This window comes from Streptomyces sp. S4.7, from assembly GCF_010384365.1.
Classification (GTDB): Bacteria; Actinomycetota; Actinomycetes; order Streptomycetales; family Streptomycetaceae; genus Streptomyces.
Genome location: NZ_CP048397.1, coordinates 2,127,308 through 2,141,084, shown reverse-complemented (window position 1 = coordinate 2,141,084; position 13,777 = coordinate 2,127,308). Strand labels below are relative to the sequence as shown.

The 13,777-nt window shown below is 71.3% G+C and carries 8 protein-coding genes and 1 pseudogene; 5 read left to right on the top strand and 4 right to left on the bottom strand.

Annotation, left to right across the window (positions count from 1 at the left end):
- Window positions 1–103: 103 nt before the first annotated feature.
- Window positions 104–904, bottom strand: a complete 801-nt coding sequence (locus SSPS47_RS09440) for an ElyC/SanA/YdcF family protein (protein WP_164254470.1) — start codon at window positions 902–904, stop codon at window positions 104–106.
- A gap of 186 nt (window positions 905–1,090) precedes the next feature.
- Between SSPS47_RS09440 and SSPS47_RS09435 the strand changes: the two are divergent.
- From SSPS47_RS09435 to SSPS47_RS09415, 5 genes and pseudogenes are all read left to right on the top strand, one after another.
- Window positions 1,091–1,804: pseudogene (locus SSPS47_RS09435) on the top strand (sirohydrochlorin chelatase); the annotation flags it as partial.
- Window positions 1,805–1,851: 47 nt separating this feature from the next.
- A complete protein-coding gene (locus tag SSPS47_RS09430; protein ID WP_164250212.1) occupies window positions 1,852–3,219 on the top strand; it encodes a deoxyguanosinetriphosphate triphosphohydrolase in 1,368 nt (455 codons plus the stop codon).
- Window positions 3,220–3,438: 219 nt separating this feature from the next.
- Window positions 3,439–4,716 (top strand): FAD-dependent oxidoreductase, encoded by a 1,278-nt coding sequence (locus SSPS47_RS09425; protein ID WP_164250210.1) that lies wholly within the window; start codon window positions 3,439–3,441, stop codon window positions 4,714–4,716.
- A 98-nt stretch (window positions 4,717–4,814) separates the two neighbouring features.
- The gene (dnaG, locus tag SSPS47_RS09420; RefSeq protein ID WP_147872949.1) at window positions 4,815–6,737 is read left to right on the top strand and encodes a DNA primase; all 1,923 of its coding nucleotides are present in this window, start codon (window positions 4,815–4,817) and stop codon (window positions 6,735–6,737) included.
- A gap of 209 nt (window positions 6,738–6,946) precedes the next feature.
- Complete coding sequence (locus SSPS47_RS09415; RefSeq protein ID WP_164250209.1) at window positions 6,947–8,203, top strand: RNA polymerase sigma factor; 1,257 nt, start codon at window positions 6,947–6,949, stop codon at window positions 8,201–8,203.
- Between the two features lie 273 nt (window positions 8,204–8,476).
- Here SSPS47_RS09415 and SSPS47_RS09410 read toward each other — a convergent pair whose 3' ends face one another.
- The 3 genes from SSPS47_RS09410 to SSPS47_RS09400 all read right to left on the bottom strand — a co-directional run bounded on the left by SSPS47_RS09410 (window position 8,477) and on the right by SSPS47_RS09400 (window position 13,777).
- Window positions 8,477–10,411 carry an ABC transporter ATP-binding protein gene (locus tag SSPS47_RS09410; RefSeq protein ID WP_164250207.1) on the bottom strand — a complete coding sequence of 645 codons (1,935 nt, stop codon included), beginning with the start codon at window positions 10,409–10,411 and terminating at the stop codon, window positions 8,477–8,479.
- Window positions 10,411–12,144, bottom strand: a complete 1,734-nt coding sequence (locus SSPS47_RS09405; RefSeq protein WP_164254469.1) for an ABC transporter ATP-binding protein — start codon at window positions 12,142–12,144, stop codon at window positions 10,411–10,413. Before SSPS47_RS09405 ends, SSPS47_RS09410 begins: the two co-directional genes overlap by 1 nt.
- A gap of 181 nt (window positions 12,145–12,325) precedes the next feature.
- Window positions 12,326–13,777, bottom strand: coding sequence for an FGGY family carbohydrate kinase (locus tag SSPS47_RS09400; protein WP_147872946.1), 1,452 nt, complete (start codon window positions 13,775–13,777; stop codon window positions 12,326–12,328).

The following is a 13,777-nucleotide window of genomic DNA, read 5'->3' as shown; positions in this document are numbered from 1 at the left end:
CGTACGCGGTTACGCCCCCGACACGCGCACCTCCCGCGCGGTCCACCGGCGCTGTGAGGCCCCTTTTTTTGGGGGCCGGTCACGGCTCACGGAGGAGAGGGCCTCACCGCCCCTCGCTCGCCAGCGCCTCCGTCACACCGGTCTCCCGTGGGCCCAGGAAGTGCGGATCGGGCCGTGTCACCGTGTCGAGCGCCGCCTTTCCCGCCGCCGCCAGCTCCCGGACCCCGCCGTAGTACCAGGTCACGTCGCGCCGCTCGGCGACGCCGACGCCGTAGGAGTCGACGCCCGCCGCCCGGCAGAGCGCGACCGCGCGCCGTACGTGGAAGCCCTGCGTGACCAGCACCGCCCGCTCGACGCCGAAGATCTGCCTCGCCCGGGCGCAGGAGTCCCAGGTGTCGAATCCCGCGTAGTCGCTGACGATCCGGCCGTCCGGTACCCCACGCGCCGTCAGATAGGTCCGCATGGCGTCCGGTTCGTCGTACTCCTCGCGGCTGTTGTCCCCGGTGACGAGGACGACCTTCACCTTTCCGCCCTCGTACAGCTCGGCGGCGGCGTCGAGGCGGTGCGCCAGATAGGGCGTCGGCGCGCCGTCGCGCAGACCCGCCCCGAACACGACGGCGACGTCCCGCGCGGGCACGTCGGCGACGGAACGGATACGGGCGTCGGCGGTCGTGTGCATCCATGTGGCGGGTGTCAGCGCCAGCACGCACCCGACCATGACGGCCTGGGCGCCGCGCCGTTGTCCCCGCCGCGTCCTCGGCAGCCGCAGGGAGGGCGGCCGCAGCTCGCGCAACCGCGCCGGCAACCGCAACCGCAACCGCAACCGCAACCGCGATCGCGCCCCTGCCTCGCGCGATCGCGTCGACGGCGCCAACCGCAACCGCGCCTTCCGCAGCCGTGGCATCTTCGGCATGAACATGAGCCCCCGTCGTCCGACCTGCCATCCGTACGTCCGTCCCGTACGTACTCCGTACGACGTTCGGCGCCCCCGAAGAGTTCGCGGCGGCCCGCTCCCGCCTGTGAGCACCCCGAAAACCTCCGCGACACACACCGCAACCACCCGGCAACGTCCGCCCCTCAGGATCGGCCCATGGACGAGCCGCCCACCTCCGCCCCCACCCTTGTCGTCGTCGCCCACGGCAGCCGTGATCCACGTGCCCTGCGCACCATCAGGGCCCTGCTGCGGCGGATCCGGGCGCACCGCCCCGGGCTCACCGTCCGGCTCGGGCACATCGAGATCGAGAAACCGGCCCTCGCCGACACGCTCACCTCCCTGGGAGGCGGCCGGGCCGTACTCGTACCGCTGCTGCTCGGACCCGGCCACCACGTCACGCACGACCTGCCGCGCCTCGCGGCCGCCGCGCCCCGGCTGCGCACCACGATCGCCGCTCCGCTCGGCCCGCACCCCCTGCTGGTCGAGACCCTTTACGCCCGCCTCGTGGAGGCCGGCTGGCACGACGACCCGCACCGCGCGCACGACACCGGCGTCGTCCTCGCCGCCGCCGGATCACGCGACCCCCGGTCGGCCGCGGCCACCCGGCGCACGGCCGCGCTCCTCGAAGCACGGCTCGGCGGAGTGCCGGTCGTCCCCGCGTACGCGTCGGCCGCCGCGCCCACCGTCCCCGACGCCGTACGGGAGTTGACCGCACACGGCCACAGCCGTATCGCGCTGGCGTCGTACTTCACCGCCCCCGGCCACTTCGCCACCCGCTCGGCCGCCCACGCCCCCTGGATCGCCGCCGCCCCGCTCGGCGACCACCCGGACCTGGCCCGTCTCCTCCTGCTCCGCTACGACGAGGCCCGGACCCACCTGGAGCCCGCCCCGGCCACCGAGCCGGTTACCTTCGTCGCATGGAAGGCATCACCGCACCTCACGATGGCATCCCCTACGACGAGGCGGACACCCGGCGCTTCTCGGCCGAGCCCGACAAACGTCCCGGCCGCACCGCCTTTCAGCGCGACCGCGCACGCGTCCTGCACTCCTCAGCCCTGCGCCGTCTCGCCGGCAAGACCCAGGTCGTGACACCCGGCTCGCAGAGCCAGGAGTGGGACGCCAGCCCCCGCACCCGGCTGACCCACTCCCTGGAGTGCGCCCAGGTCGGCCGCGAACTCGGCGCCGCGCTCGGCTGCGACCCGGACCTCGTGGAGACGGCGTGCCTCTCGCACGACATGGGCCACCCGCCGTTCGGCCACAACGGCGAACAGGTGCTGAACGACTTCGCCAAGGACTGCGGCGGCTTCGAGGGCAACGCCCAGTCGCTGCGGCTGCTCACCCGCATCGAGCCCAAGCGCTTCGTCCGCGCCGACTCGGTGACCCCCGAGGTCACCACGCCCCACGCCGAGGCGGCGGTCGAGGCCGAGGCGGCGGCCGGCGGCGGCGCCCGCCTCGTCAGCGTCGGCCTCAACCTCACCCGCGCCGTACTGGACGCCGCGACGAAGTACCCCTGGCAGCAGGGCGCCCACCCCACCGACCCGGACTCGGTGAAATTCGGTGTGTACGAGGACGACCTGCCGGTCTTCGAATGGGCCAGGCGCGGCGCGCCGCCGAACCGCACCTGCTTCGAGGCCCAGGTCATGGACTGGGCCGACGACGTCGCTTACTCCGTCCACGACTTCGAGGACGGCCTGCACGCCGGACACATCGACCACCGGGTGCTGCTCTCCGCACCCGAACGCGACGAGATCTGGGCGGTCGCGATCGGCCGCTACGTACCGCACGACACCGACCCTGACCAACTCGCCGCCGCGCTCGACCGTCTCACGGCCCAGGAGTGGTGGCCGCACGGCTACGACGGGACGGCCGTCGCACAGGCCAGGCTCAAGGACGCCACCAGCCAGCTCATCGGGCGGTTCTGTCTCGCCGCGGAGGGCGCGACCCGGGCGGAGTACGGCACCGGACGGCTCACCCGGTACGGCGCCTCGCTGGTCGTCCCGCGCGAGGCGCGCGAGGAGTGCGCCGTGCTCAAGACCGTCGCCCACCGCTATGTGATGCAGCGCGCCGACCAGGAATCCCTCCGCGCGGACCAGCGCATCGTCCTGGCCGAGCTCGCCTGGACGCTGACGGCCCGCGCGCCCGAGGGGCTGGATCCGCAGTTCCGCGCGCTCTTCGAGACGGCGGTGGACGACCGCGCCCGCAAGCGTGTGATCGTCGACCAGATCGCCTCTCTCACGGATGCCGCGGCGCGATCCCTCCACACGGCGCTCACCGGCCGCACCTGATCGCGGTGGTCGGAGACCGGGACGCCCCGCGTCCCGCATCCCGCACCCGTCATATTCAGCCAACGGCCGAAGCGGCCGAGCCGCCCCGTCACGGGGGTGACGCGTGTAGCAAGGTAGCCACATCAAGCCGGAACCATGCCCGTGGAGCCTCCCCTCTTTCGCCATCACGCTCCGTGCGGGACGCTCACAGATGGCGGCAGCGTAAAGAGGAGGCAGCAAGTGGTCGACGCACATCGGACATTCGTCATCGTCGGTGGTGGGCTGGCCGGGGCGAAGGCCGCGGAAACCCTCCGTTCCGACGGATTCACCGGCCGAGTGATCGTCATCGGGGACGAGGGTGACCACCCCTACGAACGCCCCCCGCTGTCCAAGGGCTTCCTCCTCGGTAAGGAGGAACGCGACAGCGTCTTCGTCCACGAGCCCTCCTGGTACGCCCGCCACCACGTGGAGCTCCACCTCGGCCAGACGGTCACCGGGATCGACCGCGACACCCGGTGCGTCCACCTCGGCGACGGCACCTCCGTGCGCTACGACAAACTGCTCCTGACCACCGGCTCCGAACCGCGCCGCCTCGACATCCCCGGCACCGGCCTCGCGGGCGTCCACCATCTGCGCAGGCTCGCCCACGCCGACCGGCTGCGCCACGTCCTCACCGCCCTGGGCCGCGACAACGGCCACCTCGTCGTCGCGGGCGGCGGCTGGATCGGTCTGGAGGTCGCCGCCGCCGCCCGCGGGTACGGCGCCGAGGTCACCGTCGTCGAGCCGCGGCCGACGCCTCTTTACGACGTCATCGGCCCGGAGCTGGGACAGCTCTTCACCGAACTGCACGGCGAGCACGGCGTACGGTTCCACTTCGGCGCCCGCCTCACCGAGATCGTCGGCCAGGACGGCATGGTCCTCTCCGTCCGTACGGACGACGGCGAGGAGCACATGGCGCACGACGTGCTCGCCGCGATCGGCGCCGCGCCCCGCACGGGCCTCGCCGAGGCGGCCGGACTCGACCTCGTGGGGCGCGAGCAGGGCGGCGGCATCGCCGTCGACCTGGCGCTGCGCACCTCCGACCCGGACATCTACGCGGCGGGCGACGTGGCCTCCGTGCCCTTCTCGCTGCCCGGCACCGACCTGCCGGCGGACAGGCTCCGCGTGGAGCACTGGGCCAACGCGCTCAACGGCGGACCCGCCGCCGCCCGCTCGATGCTCGGCCAGGACGTGAGGTACGACCGGCTCCCGTACTTCTTCTCCGACCAGTACGACCTCGGGCTCGAGTACTCGGGCTGGGCGCCGCCCGGCAGCTACGATCAGGTGGTGGTGCGCGGGGACGCCGGAAAGCGGGAGTTCATCGCCTACTGGCTCAAGGACCGCCGGGTGCTCGCAGGGATGAACGTCAACGTGTGGGACGTCACCGGCGACATTCAGCGGCTCATCCGCTCCGGCGCCCAGCAGGATCTGGACGCGCTCGCCGACCCGACGGTGCCGCTGGACACGCTCGGCACCTGACCGGCCCTCGCACCGGCCCGCGCACCGTCGCGCGTCCGTGTCGCCCGTCCGCGGACCGGGCGTAAGGGAATGTCGGTGCGTCCCCGTAGAATTCTCGCGTGGCAGGCAGGATCAACGATGACGACGTGAAGGTGGTTCGGGACGCGGTCCCGATCGACACCGTCGTGTCCGAGTACCTGCAACTGCGCCCGGCCGGCGGCGGAAACCTGAAGGGTCTGTGCCCCTTCCACGACGAGAAGTCCCCGTCCTTCCAGGTGAGTCCGAGCAAGGGTCTCTTCCACTGCTTCGGCTGCCAGGAGGGCGGGGACACCATCGCCTTCGTGATGAAGATCGACCATCTCTCCTTCTCCGAGACGGTCGAACGCCTCGCCGCCAAGGCGGGCATCACGCTGCGGTACGAGGAAGGCGGCTACAACCCCACCCACCAGCGGGGCGAGCGCATCCGGCTGGTGGAGGCGCACAAGGCGGCGGCCGAGTTCTACGCGGAGCGGCTCGGCGGTGAAGAGGCCGAGATCGGCCGGAAGTTCCTGGCCGAGAGGGGCTTCGACCAGGCGGCGGCCGAGCACTTCGGGGTGGGTTACAGCCCGGCGGGCTGGGACCATCTGACCCGCTTCCTGCGCGGGAAGGGCTTCAGCGACAAGGAACTGCTGCTCGCCGGACTCTCCCAGGACGGCCGCCGGGGCCCGATCGACCGGTTCCGGGGCCGGCTGATGTGGCCCATCCGGGACATCTCGGGCGAAGTCGTCGGCTTCGGCGCCCGCAAGCTGCGCGACGACGACAACGGGCCGAAGTATCTGAACACCCCCGAGACGGCGATCTACAAGAAGTCGCAGGTGCTCTACGGGGTGGACCTGGCGAAGAAGGACATCGCCAAGGCCAGCCGCGCGGTGGTGGTCGAGGGCTACACGGACGTGATGGCCTGCCATCTGGCGGGGATCACCACCGCCATCGCCACCTGCGGCACGGCCTTCGGCACCGACCACATCAAGATCCTGCGCCGGCTGCTGATGGACAACGGCAGCGCGCGGGTGATCTTCACCTTCGACGGTGACGCGGCGGGCCAGAAGGCGGCGCTGCGTGCCTTCGAGGACGACCAGAAGTTCGCCGCCGAGACGTACATCGCGATCGCGCCCGACGGCATGGACCCGTGCGAACTGCGGCTCAGCAAGGGCGACGCGGCGGTCCAGGACCTGGTGGAACCGCGCACGCCGCTCTTCGAGTTCGCGATCCGCCAGATCGTGTCCCGGTACGACCTGGAGACCCCGGCGGGCCGCGCGTCCGCGCTGGACGAGGCGGGCCCCATCGTCGCCCGGATCAAGAACGGCGCCTCGCAGCACGAGGTCGCTGTCCAGCTCGCCGGCATCCTCGGCATCCTCGACACCCAGTTCGTGGTCAAGCGGGTGGCCCAGATGGCCCGTTGGGCCCGTGACCGGGGCGGGCGCGGGCCCGCGGGCCCGGCGGACGGCCGCGGGAGCCGGCCGAACGGCCCGCAGGGTTCGTACGACTCCGGTTCCTCCCCGGCCCTCTCCGGCCCCGCGCTCAACCTCCGCAGTCCCGCCCACCGCACCGAGCGCGAACTGCTGAAGCTCGCCCTCCAGCGCCCGGAGCTGGTCTCCCCGGCCTTCGACGCGTACGGCGTGGACGAGTTCACCGCCCCGCCGTACGCCGCCGTCCGCCGTGCCGTCGAGGACGCGGGCGGCGCCGAGCAGGGCATCGTCTCGGCGCCGGAGTATCTGGCCGGGGTCCGCGAGGCCGCGCCGAACGACGCGGTGCGCGCCCTGGTCACGGAGCTGGCGGTGGAGGTGTTCCACGGCAAGACGATCGACGAGGCGTACGCGGGGGAGCAGTTGGTACGGGTCCGGCTGCGGGCCGTCGACCTCCGCATCCACGACGTGACGAGCACACTGGCCCGCCTCGGTACGGGCGCCGACGCCGAACGGCACCAGGCGGTGCAGAACGAGCTGTGGGTGCTCCAGCAGTACCGCCAGTCCCTCCGCAACAGCGGCGCGGCGGCGCTCTGACGCCTGCGAAGCCGGCCCGTCCGGCGATCGCGGACGAAGCGGCCACCGTACGGACCCGGCTCCCTGCGGCCGCCGCCACTGCCGTCCCACCGGTCCCAACTCCCGCCGTTTTAAACATCCTTCGGTAACTGCCCGGTTACGCACGGGACTCAGAAAGTCCTCGCACGCCTCTCGTGGCGGCAGTGCGCTGTACCCCACACTGGGCAGCGGTGCCTGTGTTCTCGGAGCGCGGCCGGTCCACCCACGGTGGGCCACTCATCCCCGCGGATCCGCTCATCGTGTACGGGACTGACGGCGGCCCGGCCGCCCACGTCCCGCTGCCGCACGCCCCCGATCCGGCAGCGATCACCCTGGAGGCCGCCCCCGTGCAGACCCAGACCCAGACCCAGACCCTGACCGAGACCGAACTGGTGTCGGCGGTTCCCTCGCAAAGCCGAGCCGCGCACCATCCCGAGGCGACCCCGGAGCCGGCCCCGGAGACCGTCACCGAGGACCCGGTGGACATCCCCGAGGTCCCGGAGCGCGTCAGCCCTCGGGGCAAGGCCGACAGCGGCGGGCCCTCGTCCGACCTCTTCCGGCAGTATCTGCGCGAGATCGGGCGGATCCAGCTGCTCACCGCCGTCGAGGAGGTGGACCTCGCCCGCCGCGTCGAGGCCGGCCTCTTCGCCGAGGAGAAGCTCGGCTCGACGCCCGACCTGGACTCCCAGCTCGCACTCGACCTCGACCGGCTCGTCGTGCGCGGCCGGATGGCCAAGAGACGGCTCATCGAGGCGAATCTGCGACTCGTCGTCTCCGTCGCCAAGCGCTACATCGGCCGCGGACTGACGATGCTCGACCTCGTCCAGGAGGGGAACCTCGGCCTGATCAGGGCCGTGGAGAAGTTCGACTACGCGCGCGGCTACAAGTTCTCGACGTACGCGACGTGGTGGATCCGCCAGGCGATGTCGCGCGCGCTGGCCGACCAGGCCCGCACCATCCGCGTCCCCGTCCATGTGGTCGAGCTGATCAACCGCGTCGTCCGGGTCCAGCGCCGCATGCTCCAGGAGCGCGGCTACGAACCGACCCACGAAGAGGTCGGCGCCCAGTTGGAGCTCACCGCCGAGCGGGTCGGCGAGGTCCTGCGGCTCGCCCAGGAACCCGTCTCCCTGCACGCGCCGGTGGGGGAGGAGGACGATGTCGCCTTCGGTGACCTCATCGAGGACGGCGACGCCGCCTCCCCCGTCGAATCGGCGGCGTTTCTGCTGCTCCGCGAGCATCTGGAAGCGGTCCTCTCCACGCTCGGCGAGCGCGAACGCAAGGTCGTCCAGCTCCGTTACGGCCTGGCGGACGGCCGCCCCCGCACGCTGGAGGAGATCGGCCGGATCTTCGGCGTGACGCGCGAGCGCATCCGGCAGATCGAGTCCAAGACCCTGAACAAACTCCGCGACCACGCCTTCGCGGACCAACTGCGCGGCTACCTGGACTGAGGCCGGAGCCGGACGGGCACTTCAAGCCCGTCCGGCGATTGAGGACGATCCGGCCCACCGGGCGGAGGTCCGGTCAGACCCACTCGCACCGGGACCTGTCGTCGAAGTCCCACCCGGCCCGCGACGCCCGGCACGGCAGCTTGCCGCGTTGTCGGAGTCGGCCGAGTACGACCGGGCCGTCCACAACACCGATCCTCCGCGCTTCGCGATGCACCGCACCGGCCGCCGCGGGCCCCGCCCTGCGCGCGGACGGCGCTACATTCCGGACACGCCCTAGTCCACCTCGGCCACCGCTTGCGCGAACTGCGCCGCGTACAGCCGGGCGTACGCGCCCTGCGCCGCGAGCAGCCCTCCGTGCGTGCCCTGTTCGACTATCGAGCCGTTCTCCATCACCAGGATCACGTCCGCGTCGCGGATCGTGGACAGCCGGTGGGCGATCACGAAGCTCGTCCGCCCGTGCGCCAGTTGGGCCATCGCCTTCTGGATCAGCACCTCGGTACGGGTGTCCACCGAGCTGGTCGCCTCGTCCAGCACCAGGATCACCGGGTCCGACAGGAACGCCCGCGCGATCGTGATGAGCTGCTTCTCGCCCGCGCTGACGCCCGACCCCTCGTCGTCGATCACGGTCTCGTAGCCGTCGGGCAGCGTGCGGATGAAACGGTCCGCGTGGGCCGCCCGCGCCGCCTCCTCGATCTCCTCCCGGGTGACCTCGCCCGCCGCGCCGTACGCGATGTTCTCCGCGATCGTGCCGCCGAACAGCCAGGTGTCCTGGAGGACCATGCCTATCCGGGACCGCAGGTCCTCCCGCGACATGGTGGCGATGTCGATGTCGTCCAGACTGATCCGGCCGGCCGTCACCTCGTAGAACCGCATCAGCAGATTGACCAGCGTCGTCTTCCCCGCGCCCGTCGGGCCGACGATGGCCACCGTCTGGCCCGGCTCCACCGACAGCGACAGGTCGTCGATGAGGGGCTTGTCCGGCTCGTAGCGGAACGCCACGCCGTCCAGCGCCACCCGTCCCCGCAACTCGTGCGCACGCGCGGCCGAGGGAGCGTCCTTCTCCTGCTCGTCCGCGTCCAGCAGCTCGAAGATCCGCTCGGCGGACGCGACCCCGGACTGGACGAGGTTGGCCATCGACGCCACCTGCGTCAGCGGCATCGAGAACTGGCGCGAGTACTGGACGAACGCCTGTACATCACCGATCGACAGCGTCCCCGACGCGACGCGCAGCCCGCCGACGACCGCCACCAGCACATAGTTGAGGTTGGAGATGAAGAACATCAGCGGCTGCATCACGCCGCTGTTGAGCTGCGCCTTGAAACCGGCCTGGTACAGCGCCTCGTTCTGCTCCTTGAACGCCCGCGCCGACTCGTCCTGCCGCCCGAAGACCTTCACCAGGGCGTGCCCGGTGTACATCTCCTCGATATGGGCGTTCAGCGTGCCCGTCGACTTCCACTGCTGTACGAAGTGCGGCTGCGAGCGCTTGCCGACCTTCGTCGCCACCAGCACCGACAGCGGCACGGTCACCAGCGCGACCAGCGCCAGCAGGGGCGAGATCCACAGCATCATCCCGAGGACACCGACGATCGTCAGCAGGGAGTTGATGAGCTGGCCCATCGTCTGCTGGAGCGTCTGGGAGATGTTGTCGACGTCGTTCGTCGCCCGGCTCAGGACCTCACCGCGCTGCTGACGGTCGAAGTACGACAGCGGCAGCCGTGACAGCTTGGCCTGTACGTCCTCGCGCATCCGGTAGATGGTGAGGTTGATGACCCGGATCGACAGCCGCGTCGAGACCAGCATCAGCAGCCCGGCCGCGACGTACACCGCCAGCGCCACCAGCAGGACCCGGCCGACCGCGTCGAAGTCGATGCCCTGCCCCGGTACGAAGTCCACCCCGGAGAGCAGGTCGGCGAGCCCGCTGTCGCCCTCCTCCCGGAGCCGCGAGACGGTCTCCTCCTTGCCGGCGCCCCCCGGCGTCTGACGGCCGACGACCCCCGCGAAGATCAGGTCGGTCGCCGAGCCGAGTATCTTCGGGCCGACCACCGAGGCGGCCACGCTCAGCACACCCGCGGCGACCATCCACCACAGGGTGACCTTCTCCCGCGCGAGTTGCCGCAGCAGCCGTTTGCTCGACCCCTTGAAATCCATCGACCGCTGCGACGGGGAACCCGCGCCGGCCGCCATCATGCGTCCGCCAGGACCGCTCATCAGGCCGCCTCCGCCTCGGTCAGCTGGGAGAGCACGATCTCCCGGTACGTCTCGTTCCCGGCCATCAGTTCGCGGTGGCGTCCCTGACCGACCACCCGGCCCTCGTCCATGACGATGATCCGGTCGGCATCGCGGATGGTCGACACCCGCTGGGCGACTATCACCACCGTCGCCTCCGCGGTCTCGCGCGCCAGGGCGGCTCGCAGCGCCGCGTCCGTCGCGTAGTCCAGCGCGGAGAACGAGTCGTCGAACAGATAGATCTCCGGCCGCTGCACCAGCGTGCGCGCGATCGCGAGCCGCTGGCGCTGCCCACCGGAGACGTTCGTCCCGCCCTGCGCGATGGGCGCGTTCAGCCCGCCCTCCAGGTCGGTGACGAACTCCTTGGCCTGCGCGACCTCCAGCGCGTGCCACAGCTCCTCGTCGGTCGCGTCCGGATTCCCGTACCGCAGATTCGTCGCCACCGTGCCCGAGAACAGATACGGCTTCTGCGGCACCAGGCTGACCGTTTTGGCCAGCAGCGCCGGATCGAGACGGCGTACGCTCTCACCGTCCACCAGCACCTCGCCGGCCGTCGCGTCGACCAGCCGGGGCACCAGCCCCAGCAGTGTCGACTTGCCGCTGCCGGTCGAGCCGATGACGGCGGTCGTCTCGCCCGGTCTGGCGGTCAGTGACACATCACGAAGCACCGGCTCCTCGGCCCCCGGGTAGCGGAACTCCGCGCCCCGCACCTCCAGATGACCGTGCCGGCGCAGCATCAGCACCGGATCCTCGGGCGGTACGACGCTCGACCTGGTGTCCAGCACCTCCTCGATGCGCTCGGCACACACCTCGGCGCGCGGCACCATCATGAACATGAAGGTGGCCATCATCACGGCCATCACGATCTGCATCAGATACGCGAGGAACGCGGTCAGCGCGCCGATCTGCATCCCGCCGCTGTCGATCCGGTGCGCGCCGAACCAGACGACGGCGACGGACGACACGTTCACGACCGTCATCACGACCGGGAACATCAGCGCCATCAGCCGGCCGGTCGCCAGCTGCGTCTCGGTGAGGGCGGTGTTGGCACCCTCGAACCGCTTCTTCTCGTACTCGTCGCGGACGAACGCCCGGATGACGCGGTTGCCGGTGATCTGCTCACGCAGCACCCGGTTCACCGTGTCGAGCCGCTCCTGCATGGTGCGGAACAGCGGGCGCATCCGCTTCACGATCAGGCTCACGGAGATGCCGAGGACCGGCACGACGGCGAGCAGCACCGCGGACAGCGGCACGTCCTGGCCGAGCGCCATCACGATGCCGCCGACACACATGATCGGGGCCGACACCATGAGCGTGAACGACATCAGCACCAGCATCTGCACCTGCTGGACGTCGTTGGTGGTGCGCGTGATCAGCGACGGCGCCCCGAACTGGCCGACCTCACGGGCGGAGAAGCTCTGCACCCGGTCGAAGATCGCGGCCCGCACGTCCCGGCCGAGGGCCGAGGCGGTACGCGCGCCGTAGTAGACGGCGCCTATCTGGCCGAGCACCTGGAGGACGCTCACGGCGATCATGAGAGCGCCGAACTCCATGATGTAACCCGTGTCACCCGTCACGACACCGTTGTCGATGATGTCGGCGTTGAGGGTGGGCAGATAGAGGGAGGCGCAGGTCTGCAGCAGCTGGAGCACCACCAGCAGACCGATGGCTTTCTTGTAGGGGGCGAGATGGGTTCTGAGTAGTCGTAGCAGCACGTGCTGTCTCTCGGGCTCGGCAAGATCGGGGGTCGGACCCATCCTGCGACACTCCAGCCGCTGGAACCCAAGGGTTTTCCACAAAGGACAAGTCAAGAACGACTGTCGTACCGGAGGGCTCCGCTCCGAGCCCTCGGCCCCCCCGCCCCGCCCTTCGCCCGGCCCCCGCCCCGCCCGCCCCCTAGGCCCCCGGAGCGGCCGAGAAGGCACCCGGGTGGATGTGATCGCGGGCGGACGTGTACTGCTGGCGCACCGCGGCACCCACCGCCGCCTCCTCGCCCGGCTCGAAGACCTGCACCGCCGCGCCCCGCCAGTCGGGCGGGCTGTGCGGCGACAGCGTGTTCTTCGAGACGCCCAGCGCCCACGCGGCCTGCCGCGCCGCGCCCAGCGCCGCGTACTCCGCGGGCTCCGGGACGACGACCTGCGCCCCGAAGATCCCCGGCGCCGCCGCCTGTACCGCAGGCAGCCCGGCCGCCGCACCCAGCAGGAACACCCGCCGCACCTCGACCCCGCGTCCCCGCACCACGTCCATCGCGTCGGCCAGCGAGCAGAGCATCCCCTCGAACGCGGCCCGCGCCAGATGCTCCGGCTTCATCGACTCACGCCGCAGACCGGTCAACGTGCCCGCCGTGTGCGGCAGATGCGGCGTCTTCTCGCCCTCCAGATAGGGCAGGAACACCAGACCGGACGCGCCCGGCGTGGACTTGAGCGCCAGCGCCGACAGTTCGTCCAGGTCCTCGGTCCCCAGCAGCTCCGCCGTGCCGCGCAGGGCCCGTACGGCGTTGAGCGTGTGGACGACCGGCAGATGCATCCCGGTGGCGTCGGCGAACGACGTGATCATCCCGGTGGGGTCCGCCAGTGCCTCGTGGTGCACGGTCATCACCGACCCGGAGGCGCCCAGCGACACCACCGCGTCCCCGATTCCGACACCGAGCCCGAAAGCGGCGGCCATGGTCTCGCCCGTACCGGCGGAGATCAGCAGGCCCTCGGGGGTGGTCCCGGCGGCCTCGGCCGGGCCGAGCACCTCCGGCAGCGCCGCCTGGTGGCCCAGCGCGAGCTCCATCAGATCCGGCCGGTACTCGCCGGTGCGGGCCGACCAGAAGCCGGAACCGGACGCCGCGCCCCGGTCCGTCGTCCGCCGGGCGGGCCGGCCGAGCAACTGCCACACCAGCCAGTCGTGCGGCTGGAGGACCATCGCCGTACGCCGCGCCGCGTCCGGCTCGTTCCGCGCCAGCCAGCGCAGCTTCGCCAGGGGCTGACCGGACTGCGGCACCGACCCGACAGCCTCCGCCCAGGCCTGCCGCCCGCCGAGCGCGTCGATCAGATCGGCGGCGGCGACCTGCGCGCGCTTGTCGTTGCCGAGCAGCGCGGGTCGTACGAGATTGCCCGACTGGTCCAGCGGCACGAGCCCGTGCTGCTGCGCGGAGACGCCGATGGCCTGTACGCCCTCCAGCACCCCGCCGCCCGCGGCCTCACCGAGCGACAGCAGCCAGGCCTGCGGATCGACCTCGGTGGCCTTGGGCTCGACGGGATGTACGGCATATCCCTGCCGCAGCACGGCACCCGTGTCCGCGTCACACACGACGATGCGTGTGGAGCCCGACGAACTGTCCAACCCGGCGACTATTCCCAT